This window comes from Mangrovivirga cuniculi, assembly GCF_005166025.1.
GTDB lineage: Bacteria > Bacteroidota > Bacteroidia > Cytophagales > Cyclobacteriaceae > Mangrovivirga > Mangrovivirga cuniculi.
This window is the reverse complement of the sequence record NZ_CP028923.1, coordinates 4,317,757-4,344,463: the sequence shown is the minus strand read 5'-3', so window position 1 is coordinate 4,344,463 and position 26,707 is coordinate 4,317,757. Positions and strand designations below refer to the sequence as shown.

At 36.5% G+C, this 26,707-nt stretch carries 24 protein-coding genes; 8 read left to right on the top strand and 16 right to left on the bottom strand.

Features of this window, described 5'->3' with window-relative positions; all coding sequences use genetic code 11:
* Position 1: 1 nt before the first annotated feature.
* The 9 genes from ilvB to DCC35_RS19130 all read right to left on the bottom strand — a co-directional run bounded on the left by ilvB (position 2) and on the right by DCC35_RS19130 (position 11,348).
* Entirely contained in the window at positions 2–1,741 is a 1,740-nt protein-coding gene (gene ilvB / locus DCC35_RS19170; RefSeq protein ID WP_137092329.1) for a biosynthetic-type acetolactate synthase large subunit, read from the bottom strand.
* 2 nt (positions 1,742–1,743) lie between these two features.
* Positions 1,744–3,417: a dihydroxy-acid dehydratase gene (gene ilvD, locus DCC35_RS19165; protein ID WP_137092328.1), complete on the bottom strand. Its 1,674-nt coding sequence runs from the start codon at positions 3,415–3,417 to the stop codon at positions 1,744–1,746.
* A gap of 8 nt (positions 3,418–3,425) precedes the next feature.
* Positions 3,426–4,316: a branched-chain amino acid transaminase gene (locus tag DCC35_RS19160; RefSeq protein ID WP_137092327.1), complete on the bottom strand. Its 891-nt coding sequence runs from the start codon at positions 4,314–4,316 to the stop codon at positions 3,426–3,428.
* Positions 4,317–4,757: 441 nt separating this feature from the next.
* Positions 4,758–5,465 carry a sodium/proton-translocating pyrophosphatase gene (locus DCC35_RS19155; protein WP_137092326.1) on the bottom strand — a complete coding sequence of 236 codons (708 nt, stop codon included), beginning with the start codon at positions 5,463–5,465 and terminating at the stop codon, positions 4,758–4,760.
* A gap of 92 nt (positions 5,466–5,557) precedes the next feature.
* Positions 5,558–7,783: a S9 family peptidase gene (locus DCC35_RS19150; protein WP_137092325.1), complete on the bottom strand. Its 2,226-nt coding sequence runs from the start codon at positions 7,781–7,783 to the stop codon at positions 5,558–5,560.
* 177 nt (positions 7,784–7,960) lie between these two features.
* The gene (locus DCC35_RS19145; RefSeq protein ID WP_137092324.1) at positions 7,961–9,589 is read right to left on the bottom strand and encodes a hypothetical protein; all 1,629 of its coding nucleotides are present in this window, start codon (positions 9,587–9,589) and stop codon (positions 7,961–7,963) included.
* A 159-nt stretch (positions 9,590–9,748) separates the two neighbouring features.
* On the bottom strand, positions 9,749–10,129 hold the full coding sequence (locus DCC35_RS19140; RefSeq protein ID WP_137092323.1) for a group III truncated hemoglobin: 381 nt from the start codon (positions 10,127–10,129) through the stop codon (positions 9,749–9,751).
* Positions 10,119–10,847 (bottom strand): Mut7-C RNAse domain-containing protein, encoded by a 729-nt coding sequence (locus DCC35_RS19135; RefSeq protein ID WP_137092322.1) that lies wholly within the window; start codon positions 10,845–10,847, stop codon positions 10,119–10,121. The genes DCC35_RS19140 and DCC35_RS19135 overlap by 11 nt, the downstream gene beginning before the upstream one ends.
* A gap of 102 nt (positions 10,848–10,949) precedes the next feature.
* Complete coding sequence (locus tag DCC35_RS19130) at positions 10,950–11,348, bottom strand: DUF805 domain-containing protein (protein WP_137092321.1); 399 nt, start codon at positions 11,346–11,348, stop codon at positions 10,950–10,952.
* A gap of 222 nt (positions 11,349–11,570) precedes the next feature.
* On the opposite strand from DCC35_RS19130, the gene DCC35_RS19125 reads away from it, so the two are divergent.
* The 3 genes from DCC35_RS19125 to DCC35_RS21385 all read left to right on the top strand — a co-directional run bounded on the left by DCC35_RS19125 (position 11,571) and on the right by DCC35_RS21385 (position 13,756).
* Complete coding sequence (locus DCC35_RS19125) at positions 11,571–12,770, top strand: MFS transporter (RefSeq protein ID WP_137092320.1); 1,200 nt, start codon at positions 11,571–11,573, stop codon at positions 12,768–12,770.
* A 122-nt stretch (positions 12,771–12,892) separates the two neighbouring features.
* The gene (locus tag DCC35_RS19120; protein WP_137092319.1) at positions 12,893–13,387 is read left to right on the top strand and encodes a BON domain-containing protein; all 495 of its coding nucleotides are present in this window, start codon (positions 12,893–12,895) and stop codon (positions 13,385–13,387) included.
* Positions 13,388–13,390: 3 nt separating this feature from the next.
* Entirely contained in the window at positions 13,391–13,756 is a 366-nt protein-coding gene (locus tag DCC35_RS21385; RefSeq protein ID WP_137092318.1) for a LysM peptidoglycan-binding domain-containing protein, read from the top strand.
* A gap of 56 nt (positions 13,757–13,812) precedes the next feature.
* Here DCC35_RS21385 and DCC35_RS19110 read toward each other — a convergent pair whose 3' ends face one another.
* The 3 genes from DCC35_RS19110 to DCC35_RS19100 form a co-directional block, all read right to left on the bottom strand.
* The gene (locus tag DCC35_RS19110) at positions 13,813–14,715 is read right to left on the bottom strand and encodes a YihY/virulence factor BrkB family protein (protein WP_137092317.1); all 903 of its coding nucleotides are present in this window, start codon (positions 14,713–14,715) and stop codon (positions 13,813–13,815) included.
* Positions 14,716–14,746: 31 nt separating this feature from the next.
* The gene (locus tag DCC35_RS19105; RefSeq protein ID WP_137092316.1) at positions 14,747–15,457 is read right to left on the bottom strand and encodes an SDR family oxidoreductase; all 711 of its coding nucleotides are present in this window, start codon (positions 15,455–15,457) and stop codon (positions 14,747–14,749) included.
* 137 nt (positions 15,458–15,594) lie between these two features.
* Complete coding sequence (locus DCC35_RS19100; protein ID WP_137092315.1) at positions 15,595–16,182, bottom strand: phospholipid scramblase-related protein; 588 nt, start codon at positions 16,180–16,182, stop codon at positions 15,595–15,597.
* Positions 16,183–16,394: 212 nt separating this feature from the next.
* On the opposite strand from DCC35_RS19100, the gene DCC35_RS19095 reads away from it, so the two are divergent.
* Positions 16,395–17,825, top strand: coding sequence for an NADP-dependent isocitrate dehydrogenase (locus tag DCC35_RS19095; protein WP_137092314.1), 1,431 nt, complete (start codon positions 16,395–16,397; stop codon positions 17,823–17,825).
* 8 nt (positions 17,826–17,833) lie between these two features.
* Entirely contained in the window at positions 17,834–18,661 is an 828-nt protein-coding gene (locus DCC35_RS19090) for a DUF6671 family protein (protein WP_137092313.1), read from the top strand.
* A gap of 13 nt (positions 18,662–18,674) precedes the next feature.
* Here the strand turns inward: DCC35_RS19090 and DCC35_RS19085 are convergent, their stop codons facing one another.
* The 3 genes from DCC35_RS19085 to dxs all read right to left on the bottom strand — a co-directional run bounded on the left by DCC35_RS19085 (position 18,675) and on the right by dxs (position 22,885).
* A complete protein-coding gene (locus DCC35_RS19085) occupies positions 18,675–20,021 on the bottom strand; it encodes a TlpA family protein disulfide reductase (RefSeq protein ID WP_137092312.1) in 1,347 nt (448 codons plus the stop codon).
* 139 nt (positions 20,022–20,160) lie between these two features.
* Complete coding sequence (locus tag DCC35_RS19080; protein ID WP_137092311.1) at positions 20,161–20,943, bottom strand: alpha/beta fold hydrolase; 783 nt, start codon at positions 20,941–20,943, stop codon at positions 20,161–20,163.
* A gap of 19 nt (positions 20,944–20,962) precedes the next feature.
* Positions 20,963–22,885 (bottom strand): 1-deoxy-D-xylulose-5-phosphate synthase, encoded by a 1,923-nt coding sequence (gene dxs, locus DCC35_RS19075; protein WP_137092310.1) that lies wholly within the window; start codon positions 22,883–22,885, stop codon positions 20,963–20,965.
* Positions 22,886–23,064: 179 nt separating this feature from the next.
* On the opposite strand from dxs, the gene DCC35_RS19070 reads away from it, so the two are divergent.
* The gene (locus DCC35_RS19070) at positions 23,065–23,811 is read left to right on the top strand and encodes a segregation and condensation protein A (RefSeq protein WP_137092309.1); all 747 of its coding nucleotides are present in this window, start codon (positions 23,065–23,067) and stop codon (positions 23,809–23,811) included.
* 6 nt (positions 23,812–23,817) lie between these two features.
* The gene (locus tag DCC35_RS19065) at positions 23,818–24,927 is read left to right on the top strand and encodes a lysylphosphatidylglycerol synthase transmembrane domain-containing protein (RefSeq protein ID WP_137092308.1); all 1,110 of its coding nucleotides are present in this window, start codon (positions 23,818–23,820) and stop codon (positions 24,925–24,927) included.
* 52 nt (positions 24,928–24,979) lie between these two features.
* On the opposite strand, the gene DCC35_RS19060 is transcribed toward DCC35_RS19065, so the two are convergent.
* Entirely contained in the window at positions 24,980–25,399 is a 420-nt protein-coding gene (locus DCC35_RS19060; RefSeq protein WP_137092307.1) for a nucleoside-diphosphate kinase, read from the bottom strand.
* 270 nt (positions 25,400–25,669) lie between these two features.
* Between DCC35_RS19060 and DCC35_RS19055 the strand changes: the two genes are divergently transcribed.
* Positions 25,670–26,698 (top strand): DHH family phosphoesterase, encoded by a 1,029-nt coding sequence (locus DCC35_RS19055; protein ID WP_137092306.1) that lies wholly within the window; start codon positions 25,670–25,672, stop codon positions 26,696–26,698.
* The last annotated feature ends 9 nt before the right edge of the window (positions 26,699–26,707 follow it).

The following is a 26,707-nucleotide window of genomic DNA, read 5'->3' as shown; positions in this document are numbered from 1 at the left end:
CTTAACCCAATAATATATTAGAAACTGACTCACCGGTAGGGATCATAGGAAATACATTTTCTTCTTTTTCCACTTCTACCTCTATTAAGTAAGGACCCTCGTGAGCCATCATTGCTTCCAATGATTCCCTGAGATCTTTTCTTTCCGTAACCTTTTTGCCTTTAATGCTATATCCTTCGGCGATTTTTATAAAATCAGGATTAGTCATCTCTGTACTGCTATATCTTTTGTCAAAGAAAAGCTGTTGCCACTGACGAACCATTCCTAGAAAATTGTTATTAAGAATTACAATTTTCACAGGGATATTGTATTGAAATATCGTCCCGAGTTCCTGGATGGACATCTGAATTCCTCCGTCGCCTATAATGGCTATTACTTCACGGTCATCCTCTCCAAGTCTTGCACCGATAGCAGCAGGTAAGGCAAAGCCCATTGTGCCCAGTCCTCCTGAAGTGATGTTACTTCTACGACTTTTAAACTTATAATACCTTGAAGTTACCATTTGGTGCTGGCCAACGTCTGTCACTACTACCGCATTACCTTCAGTTATATTTGAAAGTTGCTCTACCACCTCAGCCATTTTGATCTGACCACTTTCGGGGAACTTTTCTTTCTTTGCTATTTTTTCATATTCTATCTCTTCACATTCCCGGAATTCCTGTAGCCATTCGGAATGAGTATTTGATTTTACATGCTCAGTCAGCGCTTGTAGTGCATCTTTAGCATCTGCATGGATTGATACATCCGTTTTAACATTCTTATCTATTTCAGCTTCGTCGATCTCAATATGGATTACTTTAGCTTGTTTTGCATACCTGGTAAGATCACCGGTTACACGGTCATCGAATCGCATACCAACGGCTATTAATACATCACATTCATTTGTTTTAATATTAGGACCGTAGTTTCCGTGCATCCCCAGATACCCTACGTACAATGGATGATCGGGTGGAAATGCAGATAATCCAAGCAATGTGCTGGCTGCGGGTATCTGTGCCTTTTCGGCAAAACTTAAAAGCTCTTTCTGGGCATCAGATAAAATAACGCCTTGACCGAATACAATATATGGTTTCTTTGCTTCATTTATCAGACTGGCAGCTGCCAGAACTTCCTTAGGCTTGATAACCGGCTTAGGCTGATAACTTCTGATATTGATGCATTTTTTGTATTCGTAAATAAATTTACTAACCTGAGCATCCTTTGTGATGTCAATTAAAACCGGTCCGGGACGCCCGCTTTTAGCTATGTAAAATGCTTTTGCAATAACTTCAGGGATCTCTGAAGCATCAGTAACCTGGTAATTCCATTTAGTTACAGGCATAGATATACCAACCACATCAGTTTCCTGAAATGCATCAGTTCCAAGTAGTGGAGCAAACACCTGCCCTGTTATACATACGATAGGGGTAGAGTCGATCTGTGCATCAGCTATACCAGTAATCAGATTAGTTGCACCGGGACCTGAAGTAGCAAGGCATACACCTGGTTTACCCGAAACACGCGCAAATCCCTGGGCTGCATGTACAGCTCCCTGTTCGTGCCTTACCAGGTAATGCTTAAATGTATCCTGAAAATCATAAAGAGCATCGTAGACCGGCATAATTGCCCCACCGGGATAACCAAAAACGGTATCAATCCCTTCATTTATCAAAGATAAAGTAATGGCCTGGGCACCGGATATTTCCGTGCCTTCGAACTGATTTATTTTTTCAGGTTTGCTTATTTCCGTTGCTGTTTCCATAATTAACTATCGGTTACGCAGCCTTGATCAGCCGGTGCTACACTTTTTGCGTATTTGTATAATATTCCTGATTTTTTCTTAAGAGGAGGTGCTGTCCATTCTTTCCTTCTCTGTTTAATTTCTTCTTTGGTGAGATCGGCAGAAATAGTTTTACCAATACCATCAATTGTAATTTTATCCCCATCCTTTAATAAAGCGATCAATCCGCCCTCCTGAGCTTCAGGTGTGATATGTCCCACTACAAAACCATGAGTTCCTCCCGAGAAGCGGCCATCAGTAATTAGGGCAACTTCTTTTCCGAGCCCTGCACCCATAATAGCTGAAGTTGGTTTTAACATTTCAGGCATTCCCGGGCCACCTTTAGGGCCTTCATACCTGATCACCACCACATCTCCAGCTTTTACTTTTCCTTCTCTGATCCCATCATTTGCTTCATATTCACTGTTGAATACTCTCGCAGTACCTGTAAATTGCTCACCTTCTTTTCCAGTTATTTTAGCAACTGCACCATTTTCAGCCAGATTGCCATGAAGAATAGCAAGGTGGCCTTCCTTTTTTACCGGATTATTTACAGAATGTATTATTTCCTGACCTTCTTTAAGAGGAGCTACTTCGCTGAGGTTTTCAGCTAATGTTTTACCGGTTACAGTCAGGCAATCACCGGTAAGCAATCCTTCAGAAAGAAGCATTTTCATCACTGCGGGGGTTCCGCCTACCTTATGAAGATCTTCCATTACATATTTTCCACTTGGTTTAAGGTCGGCTAGAAATGGAGTTTTACTACTTATTTCTTTTATATCATTGAGGGTAAAAGGAATTTCAAAAGCTTTTGCAACAGCAATCATGTGCAATACCGCATTGGTTGATCCTCCAAGAGCGATGATCAATCTAAAAGCATTTTCAAAGGACTCTCTTGAAACAATATCCCTTGGTTTCAAGTCCTTTTCAAGAAGTAATTTTAATGCTCTTCCGGAATTCAGGCACTCATCAGTTTTTTCGGTTCCTTCTGCAGGATTTGATGATGAATATGGTAGGGTCAAGCCCATTGCCTCCATTGCAGAAGCCATGGTATTTGCAGTGTACATTCCGCCACAAGCACCCGGGCCCGGACAAGCATTCATTACCACACCCTCAAATTCTTTTTCGTCTATTTTACCGGCAAATTTTTGCCCTAAGGCTTCAAAAGCAGAAACAACGTCCAGCTTTTTACTTTTATAACATCCTGGTTTAATAGTTCCGCCATAAACCAGTACTGCCGGACGATTAAGTCTACCTGCGGCAATCATTGCACCAGGCATATTTTTATCACATCCGACTACAGCAGCAAATCCATCATAATTCATTCCGGATACCACGGTTTCAATGCTGTCAGCAATGATATCTCTACTTGGAAGGGAGTATCTCATACCATCCGTTCCCATGGAAATTCCATCGGAAACACCTATGGTATTAAAAATAAGACCAATAAGATCTTTTTCTAAAGTGCCTTTTTTTACTTCGGCCGCAAGATCGTTTAGATGCATGTTACAAGGGTTTCCCTCATAACCTGTGCTGACTATTCCAACCTGTGGTTTTCCCAGATCTTCCTTCGTCAACCCAATCGCATGAAGCATAGCCTGAGCTGCCGGTTGCGTAGGATCCTGCGTAACCGCTTTACTGTATTTGTTTAATGTCATTGTGTTTGTTAAACCAGGTTAAATGCCGTTAGATGATCTTTGGTAACTTTTCTGCGGTACATTAAAAACAGACTGTACCCAATGCTTTCCTTCCATGGAATTCGCATTTTCCTGCCTTCAATGGATTTAATTCCAGTTACCTCTATTGCTGTGCCTGTAAAAAATGCACTGTCAGCATCGAGAATTTCTTCCGGCCTGATATCTTTCTCTACAATCTTAAATCCGGTTTCATTCGCGAGGTCTATTATCGTTTGCCTGGTAATTCCCGGCATTATATATCCTTTTTTCGGAGTGTATAACACTTCATCCTTCTCGTAGAAGAAATTTGCAGCTGGACCCTGGGCGATATATCCATTCATATCGAGCATCAATGCTTCATCATAGCCTTTGTCTCTAGCGTCGTTTGATGCAAGTATGGAATTAACATAATTCCCTACTACCTTCGACTCAATATGAGCACCTGCAGGATTTAATTTTTCGTACTTACTGATGTTAACATTTAGCGGTTCTTCTCCCAGGTAATTATTCCATTCCCATGCTGCCATCAAAAAATGAGCCGCAGGCGCTGTTCTCAAACCCATATAAGGGCCAGCGTAGATCAATGGCCTGATATATGCATTTTTTAGCTTGTTCTTTTTTAGCAGTTCGTAGGCTAGTTCTGTTAGTTCTAAAGAAGTAAAGGGGAAATTTAAATGGTGCTTTTTTGCAGAATTAATAAGTCTGTCAAAATGCCTGTTCGGTTTGAAAATTTTTGCACCTTCGTCAGTTTTGTAGGCCCTCATCCCCTCAAATACCCCCAGACCGTAATGCATGGTCTGATTGTATAGACTTACTTCGGCATCTTCTGCTTTTCGCCACTCGCCGTCAAATAATACGATGCTTTTTTTAGAGAAATACATATATCCTTCACGTTTATTATGGAAACAATCTTCTTAAAATAAAAAGCCGTCTCTGTTGGGAGAACGGCTTTTGATACTGCAATAACATCCCCCTGGTCAATGTCCTCCGACAATGATCACAATGTTTATCAGGATAATCAGGATGTTATTTGCTTTCATCATTTCAATTTAACCTTTATGCTTAATACAATATTAAGTGTTGGCGTTTACTCTAACAAGCAAAATATTAGTTTTTTATTTTAAATAAATGCAGAATATTAATTTACTAACGGTTGTTAGTGAAGAATATAATTTTAAATTATTAAAAATAAGACTCAATATTGAATATGTGTTAATTAAAGTCGTGGTGTGATTGGCAGAAATGAAAACTTTGTAAAAAAACATCGCAAACGTAATCGTATTAGGAATTATATGCCTAACGAATGTTTAATCACATGATTTTTACTGATTTTCTGAAAGTTTAGCTACCTGAAAGGATTTCTTTTCCGTGTGGCCACAGTATTTGCATCTAAAAGATTTGATTAGTTTCCCTTCAGAGGAAAGGCTGGGAGGGACGACAAGATCTTCTTCTTCTACTTTAAATGTATTGTAATTGCATTCCGGGCATCTTGAAGCAATAAGATGGCCCTGGTATTTTTCTATCATTGTATATCCCGTTTCTTCATCGATCCAGACATCGTAATCAACAGAATAAACATTTTCTTCGGTCTGCATACCTTCATCAAGGTAGACGTCCTCTTCATCCTCATCAAGTAATTTCATCATCCGACCGGTTTTTGGAGAAACTCTTGGTTTATATCTCAATCTTTTTAATCGTTTTTCAAGATGAAACGGATAGTAATATTTAAGATATGATTTAATGACTACGCTCAGTATAAGCCCGGTCATTACAGTGAGGAAAATTCTTACAAGCCACCACAACAGGTCTGCTCCTTCAAAAAAAGTATTTACAAAAAAAGCAAGTGATATGATGACAGAATATAGTCCATATTGTAAAGTTCGAACTTCATTTTTGCTGATATATTCGTATGCTTGTTTTGGTGATAGAAAAAAATTCACCTTTATGAGGTGGTAACCAAAAATAATTAAGGCAATTCCAAGAAAAACCAGCCCACTAATAGCTAAAAAATCAGTCCACTCTTCAAACATGAAAATTCAGTTTTATATGATTCGACCGAAAATAGCAAAAAAAATAATAGCGGGAAAGTAATAATTCAAACCCGCTATTAAATTTTGTTATATTAAGGTTTTGAAGAAGATTCTTCTGATGGAGTTTGACCCTTCTTAAGATTGTTATTTAAATAATTTGTTATCATTTCAAACAAATGCAGCCTTGTGTTTCCGCCATATATCCCATGGTTTTTTCCAGGGTAGTAAAAAGAGTCAAATTGCTTACCCTGTTTGATTAGTTCATTTTGTAGATCAACCGCATTCTGAAAATGAACGTTATCATCAGCCGTACCGTGAATAAGTAAATAATTGCCTTTTAATTTTGAAGCATGAGTAATCGGACTGTTATCATCATAACCAGAAGCATTATCTTGTGGCCGCTGTAAATATCTTTCTGTATAGATGGTATCATAATACCTCCATGTGGTTACAGGAGCTACTGCAACGGCAGTATTAAAAACATCATTTCCAATAAATAAACATAAAGAAGCCATGTAGCCGCCATAGCTCCATCCGAATATGCCGATTCTTGACTCATCAACATACTCTTTTTTAGCCAGGTATTTTGCCGCATAGATCTGGTCTTTTACTTCGTATTTACCTAAATTTTTATAGGTAACATGCTTAAAATCTTTTCCTCTTCCACCGGTTCCACGGTTATCTACACTTACCACAATATAACCTTGTTGTGCCAGGTAGTGAAACCATCTTTCTCTGGAACCACCTGCTCTGTTCGTAACCGTTTGACTTCCCGGTCCGCCATAAACATACATTAAAACAGGGTATTTTTTATCCGGATCAAAATCTGCAGGCAGGATTTCGTATCCATTTAGCTTTACGCCTTCAGGCGTTTCAAAAGAAAAGAAAGAATGTTTACCCTGATAATATTTCTCATTTACCTTCTGTAGTTTTTTATTGTCTTCCAATACGGCCATTGGTTCATTTTGACCTGATTTATAAAGTCGATATAAGCCTGGATGATTAACAGATGAATAATTGGCTATATAATATTCAAAGTCCGGGCTAAAATTAGCTCCATGCCAGCCGCTTTCTTCAGATAATTGCTTTTTCTTTTTTCCGTTTATTTTAATGCTGTATAAATGGTTTTCAAGAGGTGAAACTTCCCTGGAGGTGAAATAAAGAGTTTTAGTGTTTTCATCATATCCATATAGTGTTGAAACTTCCCACTCTCCCTCAGTTACCTGTCTTATTTCATTCCCCTCCATATCATAGAGATAAATGTGTTTGAATCCTGATTTTTCACTAGGTTTCAAAAATTGCTCTCCATTAGCCAGAAAAATTAATTCATCTGTGTATTCAATATCTACGTAGGTATCACTAGTTTCCTCAAGGATAGTCTTTGTTTTACCTTCATCAATAGCTAACATCAATTCCATATGGTTTTGATGTCTGTTTAATCTGATAAAGGCAAGATCAGAATTAGGTGTCCAGTAAAATCTTGGGATATAAATATCCTTTTCCTCACCAAGATCTATAGAGGTATTATTACCGGAGTTTACATTGTAAACAGACAGGCTAATCTCACTGTTTTTTTCTCCTGCTTTAGGATACTTAAATTTATAGTCTTCAGGGTATAATGGTCCCCATTTTTGCATGTTATATTCTTTGACATCTTCTTCATCAAAGCTTAAGTAGGCAATACTCTCGCTGTCAGGAGACCATTTGAATGCTTGAGCAAAACCAAATTCTTCTTCATAAACCCAATCGGCTGCTCCGTGAATCAACTTATTGAACTCACCATTTTCAGTAATAGCAGTTGTTTCTTCAGAAGAAATATCAAAAATGTATAAATTATTTTCTTTGACGTAAGCTACTTTTTCGCCATTTGGAGAATAGGTCGCATAACTGATTTTTTCACCTTTTTCTAATGGTAGAAGTTGTTTTGTTTCTCTGTCGTATAAGTAATATTCAGCCTTATACGATCTTCGGTAGATTGATTCTCTGTTAGACTGCAGTAATAATTTTGACTCATCAGCACTGAAAGAATAGCTACTGAAGTTTAGTGTATTACCATCTTCTAATTTTAGATCTTTACTATCTACTATCGTTTCAACTACTTTATCAGATAGGATGTCTGATTTAACAATTTGTCTGCCATTTTCAGAAGAAACTAATTTAGAATAATATCTACCATCGTTCATCCAGTTTATTCCATAAACACCATTAGGTGAAAATTTTCTGCTGTGATGGATATCCTCAAGTGTTAAAGGTTTTACCTGTGCATTAATAAACAGAACAGGTAAGCATAAAAGTAAAAACAGAGAAAAGTGCTTCATGATTATTTTATAATATTACTTAGAATTGTATTATTTTTAGATTAATTAACTGTCTAAAGTACTTCATTTAGACTTTAATTTCAATATTTTTAGAGGGTAAAACCTTTCAATGTATGTTAGATAATAAAAAAGGAGTTGAATTTACTCAACTCCTTAATTTTTGAGATATTTTGTATTTTAATGACTTTGAATCCAAATCCGAAGTGGATCCCAGAACACAGAGTTGGCATTGTCTGCCATAAATAAATCAGCATGTCCAAAGTCTAATTCAGGATTGTCTGGGAAAAACTCAATCATGAGATTTTCTATCTCAGAACTCGATGTTAGGGTAGGTGTTAAGAAAGTTGATTCTCCGCTACCTCCATGTGCACTCACGTTGAGTATGGGTAAGTTTATGTCCTCCAGATTTTGATCGATGAACGTTGCTTTTTCGCCGCATTCACATTCAAACATATCTACCAGAATCTGAAATGGCATATAGGGCCCTGAATCGAAATCAGCAAGGAGATTTAACCATCTTTCCTTTTCAGTAAAATTAAGATCTACAGGGATTGGACCATTGTAAACTCCTGCAACAAAATGCCATGTTGGTGTTGAAGACGGACCTAAAGCATAAGTATTGGCTCCAACAAATAGTATGAATTGAAGATTAGTGAATGAGGGAATTGCAGGAGAAACACCATTTGGATCATTTATTGCTAATTGAGCTAGAGGACTTAGTCCAAGAGCTCTGAAATAAGTTCCATCTTCTATTGCATTTGCTGCTTCTGCTCCTCTTACACAAGAAGTTTCCCGGGAAGCAGCATATTCTTCACTATATTTAATCGGCTGGTCTACAGGTATTACACCTTTTATATTTCTTCTGGCGCTGTTGATAGTAGTTTCATATCCAGCTGCTCCATATAATACTGCCGAACCATAACTAAATCCCATAAGATTCATCTTTCCAAATCCCTGTTTGGTAATGCCACTTATTATCCGTGCTATTTTCATAGCTTTATTTAAGTGCTGGACATCTCTTTTAATACCCCAGTCTTTCATAAAACTCAGGTCGGTGGTTTTTTCAGGTACCCTGGTCCATGCCATGTCAATTCCCCAGACATCTACATCTGATTTGGCGAGAAAAATCGGCAGGGAAGTGGTTTCAGAAGGTATGGAAGCACCTGCTCTTAGAAAAATATCGGTAAAATTTTGATTAGCCCCATGGACCATAAATACCTCTCCTAAAGTATTAGATGATTCCTTAATCAGGCGGTGAATATTGACGTAGTCATAATCTTTATTTCCAAGTCTCACACTAAAAGTATAGTGAGCAATATCTCCTGCAAGGATTTCTTTTGTATATGAGATAAAACGTTTGTTTCTCCTGGTATCAAATTGTAATTGTTTGATTTCAGGTGAGTCAGAATAATTTTCCAGTTTGACATTATGCAGATTAAGATTTTGAACATTTGAATTGGAGAATATTGATCCCTCTGAATCTTTAGGGTTTTTGATTATTATTTTTCCTGCGCCAAAAAGGCTGAGATTGTTAACGCCAACCGATACAGGTAGATCATAAATGCCAGGAGCCAGAATAATTAGATCTCCAGGTCTGGAATCTTTTAATGCATCCTTTAAAGATTCATTGTTGCTTACGATCATGTTTGGAATTCGGTCAAGTTTGTCGAATAGATCATCGAAGGAAATTGATTGTTGTTGTTCAATATCAATTTCTCGGAAAGCTTCCTCGTCGGTTGAGCAACCGAACATAATTAGAGATATCAGAAAGAGGATCTGATACACGGTAGTGTGGTAATTTTTCATGATTATATTTGGTGTGTTTGAAGAATTATTTTCCGATCATGAATTATGTATGGTTGGGTCTTGGAGGTGTGTTGACCCACAGAGGTGAGGTGTCTTTGTGTTATTGTAAATTTACTAAAAAATAAGGGGTTGTTCACGCGAAACTAAATCTAACGCAGATTATGAATTCACTATCTTAAATTTCATCAGCCCTGCAATTTGCCCGGCTCTGGTTTTGGCTTCCTCGGATTTTTTTCCCTCGAAATGATAGTCGATAGTTTCTTCCCAAAGTTGTAGCCACCGGTCAAAATGTGCCGCCTTTAATGGTTCTTTCTCATTGATTTTAAAATGAGGGGTCATTGGATTTCCAGAATAATTTCTACCTCCCAGTAACACCGATTCCCAAAAGTCAAACATAACAGGCATGTGCTTGTCAAAATCCAGCTTAACAACTTCTGTGAAAAAGTAGCCGATAGTTTTATCTTTCAAAACGCTCTTATAAAATGCAGTAACAAGCTTTTCAATATCTTCCCGACTTTTTATGTCCTTTTTAGTTTTCATTATTTGAGATGAGATCCAATATTTGTTTTTCCATTCGTTTAAAGTGAGAACCCTTCCAGAAAACTTTGTCACACTTTTTGCAAATATAAAATTCATTAAAATGATCAGCGATATCATCATCAATTTTATGCAAAACTTCTTTTTTTTGAATTTTGATCAGTTTTGAATTACAGGTCATGCATCTTGTAAATGGCTTTATTTGACTTGATAAACCCCAAAACTTAACTACCTCCTTTAGTTGCTGATGTTTTTCTGTCGCCCGAATATAGTAATACGATGGATCGGGTGTGCTTTTAATTATTTTATCTCTAGTCAGAACTATTCTTTGTTCTTCTTCTGCTATTTTTCTGATCTCCTCATCCTGAAAGTTATTATGATACAGGGTGTCAAAACCAAGCATTCTTAAATATCGGGCTAACTTACCAAGGTGAGCATCTAAAATAAAATTGTAGTCATGAGCTATGTTATTAGAAGGAATTGTTCTGAGGTGGGGATAAATAGAGCAGCGGTCATTTTCGTTTAATTCAGTTTTAAGAGATGCGGGGTTTTCATTGATAAAGATTTTTCCAATTTCAAAAACAGGGATTCTAAATGCCATGATACATTCTCTGACTGTTACAGGTGTTTTAAATGTTTCTTTAAAACGCTGTTGTTTTTGATCATTGTTTAAAAAATCGTTGAGAATAGAGTAGAAACGAAATGTAAATTCTTTTTGCATTATTGGTGTCTGGCATATCCTTTTAATTTAAAGAAGTTAAATCATATAAATAAAAAAAGCACAGGTTCAACCTGTGCTTTAGTGAATAGTATATGTTTTTTCTTATGCTTCAGAAACAATGTTATCATAAGAAGAAAATTCCTTTTCATTTTTAGGGTCTTCACCAAACATATTTTTATTTGGTTCTCCTGCAGTTAACAAAAGAATGATATAATAAATGTTGGCGATTGGAAGAAAAGCTAATAGAAAATACCCTCCACTTTTACCAACATCATGAAGTCTTCTGATCGCCACAGCAATAGATGGGATCATCATTGCGAGAGAGTAAGCAATAGTTAGAACCGGGATAAAAAAGCTAAATTGATACATGATGGCTGCATCAATTGCAAGAGTGATTAGTGTGAAAATAAAGTTAAAAAGAACAAACATCCAATATTCTTTTCTTCTAGCTCTTCCGTTAAAATTAGCGTAGTTTTTTAAAACTTGTGAATACCATTTCATACTTAAAAAAATTATTAAAAAATACATCCTACTCATATGGCTTTTCGGTGACGCCCCGTTTGTATTGGTTACTGGACTCCAATTAAAAATAAGTGTCTGAATTTATTATCTCGATTTAATAAAGTCAAATAAATATTTTTTAATGTGATAATTAGCACGTAACATATTGTAAAAAAAATCAACTTTTAAGGTTTTGAAATATGAGTATATATTTTCGCATTAATGAATAAATCCATAATACACGGCTTAAAGGCTAATTGGCAACAATTTTTAATCCTTGTCCTGATTAATGCCTTCGTTGGAGGGATGGTAGGTCTGGAACGTACTATCTTTCCTGAATTTGCAGAAAGTGAATTTGGTGTAAAATCCAGTACTGCATTTCTATCTTTTATATTAGCCTTTGGAATTACAAAAGCTATAGCTAATTACTTCACCGGTAGATTATCAAATAAGTTGGGTAGAAAAAAACTACTGATTATCGGTTGGTTATTTGCCATACCTGTCCCGCTTATCTTAATATTTGCCAACCAATGGTATTTAGTGGTGGTTGCTAATATATTTCTCGGTATTAACCAGGGGTTGGCCTGGAGTAGTACTGTAATAATGAAGATCGATCTTGTCGGTCAGAAGGAAAGAGGTCTGGCAATGGGGTTTAACGAAGCTGCCGGATACCTGGCAGTAGGTGTTGTAGCCTTTTTAACAGGATATATAGCTAATCATTATGCTGTCACTCCTTATCCTTTTTATTTAGGAATAGGGATAGCTGTAATGGGGCTTTTAATGTCATTGTTTTTAGCTAAGGATACCTCTAAATTTGCCGATCAGGAAAAGCCGGAACCTACACATACCCACCAGGGTAATATTTTTGTTGAAACTTCATTTAAAAACAGGACGCTTAGCTCGGTTACCCAGGCAGGCTTAGTTAACAATCTTAATGATGGAATGGTTTGGGGGCTCTTACCCGCACTTTTGTTTTCAATGGATTACAATAGCGAGCAAACTGGATTAATTACGGCTCTTTATCCTGCGATATGGGGTATTGGGCAATTATTCACCGGAAAAATGGCAGATGTTTTTTCACACAAGAAAATGCTTTTTTATGGTATGGGATTGCAGGGACTGGTAATCGTTCTCTTTGGTTTTATACAAGAGTATTATCTGTTTGTAACGTTGTCAATTTTGTTGGGTATAGGAACGGCCCTGGTTTACCCTACCTTCCTTACTGCTATTGCCAATAATACCAAGCCTGTCCAAAGAGCAGAATCTATCGGTGTGTTCCGGTTGTGGAGGGATATGGGATATGCTATAGGAGCGCTACTTTCCGGAGTAATTGCAGATTATATGGGGATGAATTATTCTATTCTGGCAATAGGTGTTTTGACCATTCTTTCTTCACTGATTATTAAATTCAGAATGCCTTGAGGTATAATTATTAGCCTGGTTAAATTATAAGTCTTTTAATGTGTTTTTCATGAAAACAATTGTGTTTTTCCGTGAAATTAACTTTGGATTTGATTAAATTTTATTAACAAAATTAAAAGCTTATGATGCGACCAAAATACAGACCGATAATTGTTTTAATGATATTAATTATGTCAGCTTGTGGCCCGAGTGATGGAGAACTGACCGAAGCTGTGAGAGCTGAACTTGAAGGTGTGGAAGGTATGGAAAATGTTGAAGTGGCTGTTGATGCTAGTATTGCCCAATTAACCGGGCAAGTTGAAAGCGAAGAAATGAAAGAAACAGCTGCCGGAATAGCTGGAAATGTAGAAGGGATTACTGAAGTAGCCAATTCTATTATTGTAGATGTTTCGATGGATAATACCGTTGATTCAGTTTCGATGTCTGATAGTGAATTGAAAGAAAAAGTAAAGGCTAATTTCCAGGAGTATCAGCTTGACAATATCAATATTGAAGTAGATAACGGAGTAGTTACACTTACAGGAGAAATTCCGGCAGAAGAACTTCAAACTGTGATGTCTGCTGCGATGGAGTCAGGAGCCGATAAAGTGATCAATAAATTAACCGTAACAGAGTAAACAATGGATTTAGAATCAAAGTATAAGCCAGTATTAGATCTTGCGCGAGATCATGTTCAGGATCTAAAAGTAGAAGAAGAAAGAGACGTGTTAAAAATAACGGGAAAAGCTACAGAGGAAAATAAGCAGCGGCTCTGGGATGAGTATAAGAAAATTGATCCGAACATGCGTGACGGAGATATAATAATAAATATCGAGTCATCAAATTATGATGAGGTTTACGAAGTTCAGCCGGGAGATAGCTTAAGCAAGATTGGAGAAAAATACGGGGTGTCCTGGAAAACAATCTATGAACTAAATAAAGAAACTATAGATAATCCGGATGTTATTTTTCCAGGTCAAAAGATTCAAATACCAAAGAAAGATTAAGATTACAATTTGAATATTTACAGAGAGGGCAGGGAGTCTATTTCTTCCTGCTTTTTTTATGTTTCAAGTTCTACAGTTTCTACTTTGATCCGTTCTGCATTTTTGGCCGGGTAAATTTTTTCTTTTTTACTTAAGGTGAAGATATATATAAAGCTAGCCCCAAAATAGACAATAAATGAACTGTAGAATATAAATAATAAGATAATAATTATTGAAGTTGACGTCTCAAAAATATTGTTAATGTTACTATTGATAAGAAAAGTTTCAAGAAGATATTTACCGATGGTCAGCAATACTGCAGTAAATATTGATCCTATAATAATATTTTTCCATTTCACCCGCGCGCTTGGGAGATAGCGGTAAAGCATAGCAAACCAAATGGTAAGGAATAATATACTTACAAATTTCGATCCTATGGAAACCAATATTTCATTGAATTCTGTAAAATTCAAAAATGAATTGATATTCGCTGATATAAAGCTGTCCATCGCAGAGGACACTATAAATAAAATCCCTGTGAGAACTATTATACCTAAACCAATCGCTCGGTTTAAAAGAGTGTATTTTATTTTTTTTCTACTGGTAGTTCTGATCTTCCAGATTTGGTTTATAGATATAGTGACAACCTTAAATAAATTGGTAGCAACGAAGATTAAAAATGCAAAACCGGCATAAGTAATCCACGGTTCACTAGCTAATTCCTGGAAATTTGTTGCTATTGTTCTCATTTGGCTTGCAACACTTTCTCCAAAATATTCATCGATCTTTGTTACTACTGAATAAATGAAATCTTCATTTTTAAAATAAAGACTCAGAATATTCGCAGTTATAATAATGGTAGGAGGAATAGAAAAAACAGTAAAGAATGCTGTAGACGAAGCTAACATTAATGGATTGTTAGCTCCGAAATTTTGAGCTGTCTTTTTTAGTATTCTTAATATTTGCCTTCCTTTTATCATATAATCAGAGGTATTCTGAGTCTTTACATATTTATTTGGAAGGCGGAGTCGTCGGCCTTACTTCTATCTTGCTAGGTAAAGTGCGTTGGTCGAGTTGTAACAGATTCACTGTCATTTCTCCTAAATCTTCAGGCTGGATTTTCCATGCATCATCAGCATTAGGAGTATGATCGTTAAAATGACTAGTTACAGAACCAGGCATTATGGTAGTAACTTTAATGCCATATTGTCTCAGGTCTAACATTACAGCCTGGGTAAATCCAACGAGTCCAAATTTACTTGCATTATAAGCAGAGCCACTTGCAAAGAAGTTTGTTCCCGCAAGACTGGCTATGGTTATAAAATATCCTTTTGATATTTTTAAACTCTCAACCGTAGCTTTGATTGTATAAAATACACCAGTCAGGTTAGTATCTATAGTCTGATTCCACTGATCAGCAGTAAGCTCTTCGATGGAGGCAAAATGACCAAGCCCTGCATTGGCTATAACAACATCCAGCTGTCCCCACTTGTCAATAATATTTTCTATAGCTTTTTGCTGAGATTCTAAACTTCTGACGTCGGATTCAAGTGGTAATACATTATCAGACCCAAGCTTTTTTGCTGCTTCATTTGCTGCATCCTGAGATCTGCTGGTAATCGCTACTTTTAGACCACTTTTTAAAAGTGCTTCAGCAATTCCATATCCAATACCTTTACTACCCCCGGTTACCAGGGCTACTTTTCCATTCAGGTCTTTCATAATTTGTTGATCGTTTTTTTATAAGACTTAATTAAAAAACGCATCAAAATCAAGATAGTTTTGCCTATGGACTAATATTCGGATATAAAAAAAGCCTGAAAACTATATTTCCAGGCTATATAATTAATATTAAATCACTATTCTTTTAAGACCATATCTATACACATTACTGCTGCAAGAATCAATAGTCTGATTTTGTTTTCCTGAGGAACACTATCGTTGATTTTTAAAACATAATTGTCTGCTGAAGTAAAAAGTTCCTTTCCTAATCCAGCCCATTTTTTAGTAACCCGGGCAAATTCGTAATCATCCTTAACGAATTTAAAATCCCATGAAGTCCATTTACCTTTAAGACTACATAGATAATTGTCATTCGGATCAAGGACATCAAACTTACCACCGATAGAGAAAAATTTTTGTTTGAATTTTCCAATCATTTCATCATTCTCATCATAAACTTCGACAGTTGAAAGGAATATTGAAACGCCTCTTTTAATAGTTACCACCTTTTCTCCCTGTGGAGTTTGGATGGTTATATTAAAAGGTGTCATTCTCTTATAGTCAGTAAAACGAAATAATTTCGTGAAGAACCCAAGATTGTCTTCCCTGCAGTTTAATGTTAATTCCTGGCTTTCAGGATTAAAAATGTCATAGTTATTGGCTGCTTTGAACATTCCTACATGTTCTTTTACCAAAAATGTGTTTTGATTAAGTGCTGTGTTCATTAGATATGATTAATTAAAAAAATATATGCTTTCGATTAAAGATTTTATGTAGTTGATAAATCAGCTTCTATACTATAGATAAATTTTCAGTTAAATAAGTAAACCCCGATCTAAATTATTAATTATAAATTTTAGAAATGTTTTTCATCAAAAACATTAATTTTTACATATGAATACAACGGCTTTATTTTGCATAAACAAACATTAACGGAATGCAAAAGATAACAATAGCCAAAGGTGATGGGATCGGTCCGGAAATAATGGATGCGACCCTTAGTATTTTAAAAGCAGCAAATGCCAGGTTGGAATATGAGGAGATAGAAATCGGAGAAAAGGTATATTTATCCGGTAATACGAGTGGAATCAGTAAAGAAGCCTGGGATAGCATACGCAGGAATAAAATTTTCTTAAAATCTCCCATCACAACCCCACAGGGAGGAGGCTATAAGAGCCTGAATGTAACAATGAGAAAGGCTCTGGGATTATATGCCAATGTTCGTCCTTGCCGAAATTTTCATCCCTTTATAAAAACAAGACATCCTGAAATGGATACGGTCATAATCCGGGAGAATGAGGAAGACCTTTATGCGGGCATCGAACATCAGCAAACAGATGAGGTTGTTCAATGTTTGAAATTAATCACACGACCAGGTTGTGAGCGGATTGTACGGTACGCATTTGAATACGCGAGGCAGTATGGACGAAAGAAGGTGAGTTGCTTTACTAAGGATAATATTATGAAGCAAACAGACGGATTGTTTCACCGTGTATTTAAAGAAATTGCGGCTGAATATCTTGATATCGAAACCGACCATTGGATCATAGATATCGGATCAGCAAGATTAGCTGATACCCCTGAAATATTTGATGTGATCGTAATGCCGAATCTATATGGAGATGTGGTTTCTGATATCGCAGCACAGATATCAGGATCTGTAGGTCTTGCAGGTTCTTCAAATATAGGATCTCAGTGTGCCATGTTTGAAGCAATTCATGGTTCAGCACCACCAATCGCAGGAAAAAATATTGCCAACCCAACCGGATTGTTAAAGGGAGCGATCATGATGCTTACCCATATTGGACAGGTTGATATAGCAGAAAAAATAAATAATGCGTGGTTAAAAACGATCGAAGACGGAATTCATACTGAAGATATTTACCAGCCAGGTGTAACTTCTGAAATTGTTGGAACCCGAGAGTTTGGTGAGGCAGTTATTAAAAATCTGGGTCAAAAACCTACTTTCCTGGAAGAGGAATCATTTGGTAAAGCAGTGAAATTTGAGGTTCCTGAATACAGACGTCCTGCATCAAGAAAAAAAGAATTGAATGGTGTTGATGTTTTTGTAGACTGGAAGGGGCAGGATCCTGATAAATTAGCTTCAGTTTTAGAAAAACTTAATGGTGACGTAAACCTGACAATGATTACCAATCGGGGAGTTAAAGTATGGCCGGAGGGATTTTCTGAAACTTTCTGCACTGACCACTGGAGATGTAGATATGAACGAAATGGTCATCCTGTTTCAAACAAACATATTGCAGAACTACTAAATAAGGCATTTGAAGAAAAAGTCGATATTATCAAAACAGAAAACCTCTATAGCTTCGATGGAGAGAGAGGATATTCTCTTGGTCAGGGCCAGTAATTTGGTTAATGGAATTCTTTAAGAATAAAATTATAACAATTGCTACCAAGCATAAAAAGGAGTGGGTGATCGGCCCGCTCCTTAACCATTTTCTTAAAGCAGATTATATCATCCCCGAAAACTTTGATACCGATGTTTTTGGAACTTTTTCCGGCGAAATAGAAAGAAAGGGAACGCCCTTAGAAAATGCTCGATTAAAGTGTGAACAAGCAATGGAGCTAACAGGTACTCAAATTGCTATTGCCAGTGAAGGTTCTTTTGGGATGCATCCTGCCTTACCATTTATCAATTCAAATGAGGAATGGGTTCTTCTTGTCGATAGCGTTAATAAAATTGAAGTTTTTGCCAGGGAGCTTTCTGCTTCCACCAATTATAACTACCAGGAGATTCAGACTTTAGATGATCTGGAGAAATTTGCCATAAATTCAGGTTTTCCTGAACACGGACTAATTCTAAAAACTGAACAAGAGTGTATAAAGGGAATAGTAGATTTTAAAGTGCTTAATAGAATTTTTAAAGAACTAATGAGTAAGTCTGAAAGGGTAGAAGTAATGACAGACATGAGGGCTAATTTTAATCCTACCAGGAGGGAGGTTATCAAGAAAGCCACTTATAAGTTAATGGAAAGATTAAAATCTTTATGTCCGGTATGTCAAACTCCGGGATTTAGAATTACAGACTTTGAAGAAGGTTTGCCCTGCTCCCAGTGTGGGTGTCCTACGGCAGGGATTAAAACCTATATATATTCATGTAGTAAGTGTGATTATACAAGCAGGAAAACTAACCTCCATAAGAAACTGGAGGATCCTGTATATTGCCAATTGTGTAACCCATGAATTATGAAGATATTTAAGATATCACTTTTAATAAATATTCTTTCAGACCATTTGAAGGGCTAATTAGATCACTATCAACAATTCTACCATCCGGATCAATTAAAATATACCGTGGTATCGATGGGATAAAAAACTGTTTTCTGAAGTAATTAATTTTATGATTTGGGATTCTAACATCAAGACTGTTATCGGGTAGGTTTTGCTTATTTATATAAGACTCCCATTTATCAGTATTTTTATCTACTGAGACCATTAGATATTGAATGTTGTTGTTTAAAGTTTCTGAAGCAATTTTAATTAAATCAGGTCGGTGTTTTACACAGGGGCCACACCACGTTGCCCAGGTATCGATTAAGACATATTTTCCTTTAAAATCGGATAATTTAACTTTTTCCCCTTCAGATGTTATGGCTGTAAAATCAAATCCTTCTTTACCCTTTTCAGATGTTTTTATTGAATATTTGAGATCTTTTAAAAGATATGAATAACTACTATTATTGAAGTTATTCAGGTGATCAACTAAAACATCTCCTTCGAATAAAGTTTCGTGATTCCTCCAGTAATCAGGAGACTCAATTAGTTCCTTTAAATAAAACGCCTTGTATAATTCTGTTAATTCAGGGTCCTCCGTATTGTTATCAATGTATTCATTAAAAGTATTATACTTTATATCTCTACCAGATCTTAGGTATTCTATTTCGTATTTATAAAGCACATTTGATGGGGAATAAATTGAATAATAATTTTCATTATCTATGAGGTCTATAAAATTATAATAGTCTGATTTTGGATCAATATCATTCATCATTCGACCATAATAGAGTAAGAAAGAATATGCTCTGCTTTTATTTTGATGCTTTAATAGAGCAATAATCTCACTATTGAGTTCATCTTTATATTTTACAATAATTTCATTTCTTTTATTAACTAGGCTATCAAACAATTCCTTCACACGATCAGGATTACTGTTGCCGAATATTTCATCTCCATGATTAGCCCTGGTGAACATTGCGTTAGTTGATCGCCAGATATAATTTGCAAGGGAATCCTGTAAGGAGCCACTGATGTTGATTGAATCTTTATTTATTGATATATTCTTTGTATCCCCTTGTGAAAAAATAGATAATGCTGTACCCTCCGAATAGTTAGACGCTACAGATGTCAGGATTGGCTTTTTACTATCGAGATCTACTGTGTATGATGTATCACTTATTTCGATTTTATTAATAGTCATATCAGTGATTACTTCCTTAATTACCAATGTTCCCCTATCATTTTTGGAGTCTATGGAAATATTTACGGTATTTTCCTGACAAGAAACAATGGTTATAATAAAGAGTAATAATAATATAGATCTCATAAGCTTAGAATAAGTTGAATCACCAATTAACTAAATAATTAGTTAATAGCCAAATGATTTAAAAATTCTTTAAAATGAAGTAAAGTGCGGTCAGAAATCCTTAGTAGAAGAGGTTATGAGAATTTGTGTTTTTTTATTTTTAGTGTTGAAGTGCTTCAACTCTTTCAAGAAAGCCTTTAATAAAATTTTCCGTTTCCGCTTTTCTTTCATACATACCCATGTGACAAGTATTATCCAGCATAACACAATTGTCAGAGTGAAGGTCTTCTATTTGGTTTTCACTGTGCATTCTTGGTACAGCACTGTCTTCCGCTCCGGCAATAAACATTATTGGCTTCTTGAAATTTCGCAGAACATATCTTCTGTCTACGCGGTCGCGCATGGCCTCCGTATATTCGATCAGTACTTCCTGATCAACCTGTTTTCCGATCTCAACCATTTCATCGATGGTGTCCTTAAGTTCACCTCGGTTAGAATAATGAAAAAGTGGAGACACAAATGAAGAAATAAATTTTTGAACACCATTATTTCTTACAAAAGAAATGACATTGTCACGGGTTCCTTTCTTTTCGATTGTATCAGCATAAGCTGTGGAGTGAAAAAGACCCAGTGAGGAAAGTGCTTCAGGGTATTTATCTGCAATAGCCAAAGCGATATAACCTCCTAAAGAATGTCCAATCAAATGAACATCTTCAAGATGGTGATGATCCATCCATGCTTTAATCACATCCGCTACTCTTTCAATGGATATTTTCTCATCCAGTGGATTTGATTTTCCAAAACCCGGGAGGTCCGGAGCTAAGACTCGATAATCTCTGCCCAATGTGTCTATCAGACCATTCCAGAGACTATTGTCTTCACAAAATCCATGTAACAATACTACTGCAGGGCCCTTGCCTGCTTCCTGATGATAAATCGTCATGCCAATATAACGTGATCGATTAAGCTTTTGGTACAGTAATTTCTAATTGTTCCAGACAAGTTTCATAAATGCCTTCCGGATCATAGCCACATTCTTTATGTAGCTCTGGCTGTTCGCCGTGTTCTACAAGTCTGTCAGGTATGCCAAGTCTCTTTACCTTAGCTGAATAACCATTTTCTGCCATAAATTCTAAAATCGCAGATCCGAAACCTCCAGGAAGACAACCATCTTCCACAGTGATTACCTTATCGTAATTTTTAAAAATATCGTGTAGCAGCTCTTCATCCAGCGGTTTTACAAATCGCATATCATAATGGCCAATTTCGATGCCCTGCTTAGATAAGCGGTCTGTTACTTCAACAGCATAATTTCCAATATGCCCTATGGTTAAGATTGCAAGGTCCTTACCCTGTTTGATGCAGCGGCCAGTTCCAACTTCAATCTCCTTCATAGGTGTTTTCCAGTCAGGCATTACACCCTTGCCTCTTGGATATCTGATTGTAAATGCGCCTTCTCTTGGAAGATGCGCAGTGTACATCATATTTCTGAGTTCTGATTCATTCATCGGGGCAGCTACCACATTATTTGGTATGCATCGCATATAAGCCAGGTCGTAAGCCCCGTGATGAGTTGCTCCGTCAGCTCCGGCAATACCGGCCCTGTCAAGGCAGAAAATCACATGAAGATTTTGTATACACACGTCGTGTATAACCTGGTCGTATGCTCTTTGCATGAAGCTGGAATAAATATTACAAAAAGGAATTTTCCCTTGAGTTGCCAGTCCCGCAGAAAATGTAACTGCATGTTGCTCAGCAATATCCACATCGAAAGCTCTTTCAGGAATTGCTTCCATCATGATCTTCATACTACTCCCTGAAGGCATGGCCGGAGTGATACCGACGATATCTTTATTTTTTTCAGCTAACTCTACCAGAGTATGTCCAAATACATCCTGGTATTTAGGAGGCTGTGGTTTTTCGTTTACTTTTTTATGAATTTCTCCGGTAATCTTATCAAATGTCCCCGGTGCATGCCAGGTAGTTTGGTTACCGTTTTCAGCAGGTTTATATCCCTTTCCTTTTCGTGTTACACAATGCAGGATTTTTGGTCCCGGAATATCTTTAAGGTCATTGAATATCTCTACCAGGTGATCTACATCATGGCCATCAACCGGACCAAAGTATCTTAAATTAAATGATTCAAATAAGTTGCTTTGTTTTAAAAGGAAAGACTTAATACTGGTTTCAACTTTGGAAACAACTTCCCTGGCATTAGGGCCAAATTTGCTGATCTTACCGAGGAGGTGCCAGACATCATCTCTCATTTTGTTATATGTATGAGAGGTAGTAATATCTGTCAGATAATCTTTTAAAGCGCCGACATTTGGATCAATAGACATACAATTGTCATTCAGAACAATTGTGAGATTAGAGTTGAGAACTCCAGCCTGGTTCATTCCTTCAAAAGCAATTCCACCTGTCATCGCTCCGTCGCCTATTACAGCTATATGTTGTTTGTCCTTATTGTTATCAAGTTTTGAAGCTATTGACATACCAAGAGCTGCGGAAATCGATGTAGAACTGTGACCTACACCAAAAGCATCATATTCGCTTTCTTTGATCTTAGGGAAGCCTGAAAGACCACCGTATTTTCTGTTTGTATGAAATTGATCTCTTCGCCCTGTGATTATTTTGTGCCCGTATGCCTGGTGTCCAACATCCCAGACCAATTGATCGTCTGGTGTGTTATAAACATAATGTAAGGCAGTAGTTAATTCCACTACACCCAAACTGGCTCCGAAGTGACCACCATAAACCGAAACGCTATCTACGATAAATTGCCTGAGTTCGTCACAAAAAGCTTTAAGCTGTGACTTGTCAAGTTTTTTTAAGTCTTCTGGACTGTTTACTTCCGCCAGTAATTTGCCGGGCTTGATTAACATAAGGCTATTTTAAAATGTTTACAGCTTAAACTGTCAATAATTTATAATGTTTGTATTTTTAAAGATAAACTTTTTCTTATCTACTGCAAAATTATATATTTTTTGAATACCAATGGTATATTTGCAAGGCAACTTGACTTGTACGGTTTAAATTACACAGGTTAAAAATCTTTAAAATATTGAGCTTCGAAATTAAACTACCTTTGTTCGAGGGTCCTTTTGACCTTTTACTCTTCTTTATAGAAAGGGATGAGTTGGATATTTATGATATCCCGATCAGTAAGATCACGCTCGATTTTTTAGATTACCTGAAGCATCTGGAACAAATGAACATCGAGGTTGCAAGTGAATTTATTCTTGTTGCTTCGACTTTAATGCGCATTAAGTCTAAGATGCTACTGCCCAGACCCGAACTCGATGAAGAAGGAAATGAGATCGATCCGCGTGATGAGTTAGTCAGACACCTTCTCGAGTATAAAAAGTATAAGTCAGTAATTAAAGAGCTGTCAGATATGGAAGGTGATCGGGTTACTCGCGATAAAAGAGGGAACATCACCAAGGAGCTGAGAAAATTATCTGAGAGCACTAATGTTGAAGCTGAATTACAGGATATTGATCTTTTTAAATTATTAAAGGTATATAGAAAGGTCCTCGAAAGATATGAGATTGAGCAATCAAAACCTCGTCATGAGGTAGTACAATATCCTTATACAATTGATACACAAAAACAGCGAATTCTGAATTGGCTGGGGAATAAACCCAGGATCAGCTTTGAGGAAGTGATATCCAAACAACCAGATAAAATCGCTGTAATATTTAATTTCCTGTCTATTCTGGAACTTCTGCAGCTCAACTTAGTTACATTACATATCGGAGAAGGGTTCAATAATTTTTGGATTGAAAAGATAGAACTGCAAGAAGCATAATACTTAATGGAGATTAATGCCAAGAAAGCTTTTGAAACATTAAACCCCAGAAAGGTCTGGATACCTGTAGCCATTGGTCTGGCTATTGTTTTTTATTTATTCTGGTCGGATCCGGATATGACCCTCTCGGATTTGTCAAATATTTTCAATGCGAAAGCTCTGCCTTTACTTCTGGCAGTATTTGTTCTGATCGCACGCGATCTGGGGTATATGTACCGTATAAGGGTACTGACTAATCATGAAATAAATTGGAGTGGTGCCTTCTATGTTATTATACTATGGGAGTTTGCTTCGGCAGTTACACCATCTGTAGTTGGCGGAACTGCAGTAGCTGTTTTTATTTTGATGATGGAGAGAATGTCTTTTGGTCGTTCGCTATCATTTGTAATGCTGACAGCAATATTTGACAACCTGTATTTTCTTACCGTAGCTCCCCTTGTAATACTTTTAACTTCCGGTAATATATTTCCTGAATTGCAGGAATCGTTTACTCTTTTTGGAATGGAGTTTAATGTAGACAAGGGACTGGAAAATTTATTTTGGATCAGTTTTTCACTTATTCTGGTTTATACCTCAGTAATGAGTTATGCTTTGTTTTTCAGACCAAGGGCATTTAAGTGGATATTATTGAGACTCACTTCTATAAAATTCTTAAGAAAATTCAGACATGCTGCGGCAAAAAATGGAGATGATATAATACTTGCTTCCAGACAGCTAAAAGGTAAGGATTGGAAATACTGGTCTAAGATTACTATTTCTACTTATTTCATCTGGACAGCTCGATACCTGATGTTAAACTGTATCATCGCTTCATTCGCATCAGTAACATTTATAGAGCATCTTGATATTCTGGGTAAAGAGGTGATTATGTGGGTAATAATGCTGATATCTCCAACACCGGGAAGTAGTGGTACCGCGGAAGTATCTTTTGATTTATTTTACAATAGTTATCTTGGAGTAAATACCCTAGGAACTGCTATATTATGGCGCTTATTCACATACTATTTTTATCTGTTAATAGGAGTGCTGTTTCTTCCTCAATGGATAAGAAGGATTTATAACAGGGATGTGAAAACGAAGGAAATGGAAAAGGCTAAAGAAGAAATTAAAATGTAAAAAAAGCAATCCGGTTAAGGATTGCTTTTTTATATCTGATCTTAATCAGTAATTAAAATTCTTCAGTCTTAGCAAAGAAGAATTTACCCTCGATCTCTGCATTATCATCAGAATCTGATCCGTGGATAGCATTTGCTTCGATAGATTCAGCAAACAAAGCTCTGATTGTACCTTCTGCAGCTTCTTTAGGGTTTGTTGCACCAATTAAAGTTCTGAAATCTTCTACTGCATTGTCTTTTTCAAGAATCATCGGTACGATAGCTCCTGAAGACATATATTCGCATAAGTCATTGTAAAACGGGCGCTCTTTGTGAACTTCGTAAAACTGACCTGCTCTCTCAGCACTCATTTTAGTCATTTTCATTGCTTTGATAGAGAAGCCTGCTTCCTGGATCATTTTGATGATCGCTCCAACATTACCTGCGCTTACAGCATCAGGTTTGATCATGGTAAACGTTCTGTTTCCTGCCATGTTAAAATTAATTTTTATTATTTTAGATTGCGCCGCAAAATTAGCAAGTCCCTGCCATTCAACCTAATGATATTTATAGATATAGATTAAATTATTGTTAAAAGATATAGGATTTGTTTTTAGATTATTCCGTTATTTTATTATACAATTGTAACCGATTAGTTACATGAGCATTGTCTAAATGAGATCAAAGTTTGATATCTGTTTATTTATTTACACTTTTGCACGTTAACAAAAGGCCATCCGTTAAGGTTGGATTTTTAAATATTAATGGAACATACCCAGGCACTAAAAGAGAAATTGAACATACCTAGGAAGATCGTTATTACAACGCATCATAAACCTGATGCAGATGCATTGGGGTCTTCTTTAGGATTAGCGGGATATTTGATAAAGCGAGGACATGAAGTGCAAGTAATCACTCCATCAGATTACCCCGGGTTTTTACATTGGATGAAAGGTAATGATGATGTTATTATCTACGATGAGGAAGATGCTAAAGTAATGAAAGTTATTACCTCAAAAGTAGCTGAAGCTGATTTGATCTTTTGTCTTGATTTTTCATGTTTAAGTCGTATTAACGGCTTAGGTGAATTAGTTGAAAAATCAGATTCTGAGAAAGTATTGATCGATCATCATCAGAATCCTCAGGATTTTGCCCAATATGTATTTTGGGATACAGGAGCAGCTGCCACAGCTGAGTTAGTCTATGATCTGCTCGTCGACATGGATGAATCAGATCTGATTGATACTGATATTGCTGAGGCACTTTATGCCGGTATTATGACTGATACTGGATCTTTCAGGCATAGTAATACGACAAAACATGTTCATGAAGTTGTTGGTCAGTTAATCGGACATGGAGCTGACATTAATAAGGTGTCACGATTGATTTACGATAATAACAGTCCTGAAAGGATGAAATTTCTAGGCTGGGCTTTATATGAGAATTTAACTATTATCCCTGATCTGGAAACAGCTTATTTTTCTATATCAGCAGATGATTTAACCAGGTTTAAATCGAAAACCGGCGACACGGAAGGAATAGTAAATTATGCTCTTTCGATGGAGGGCGTTAAAATAGCTGCCATGTTTACCGAAAGGGAAGAAGGAGTTAAAATATCTTTCAGGAGTGTAACAGAAATAGCTGTAAATGAGATAGCTGCTGAATATTTTAATGGTGGAGGCCATAAAAATGCAGCAGGTGGGAAAAGTGATCTATCTTTGGAAGATACAGTTGATAAATTCCTTACAATATTAAGGGAACACAAAAAGGAAAAACTAAAAACTACATATTAAAACAAACCA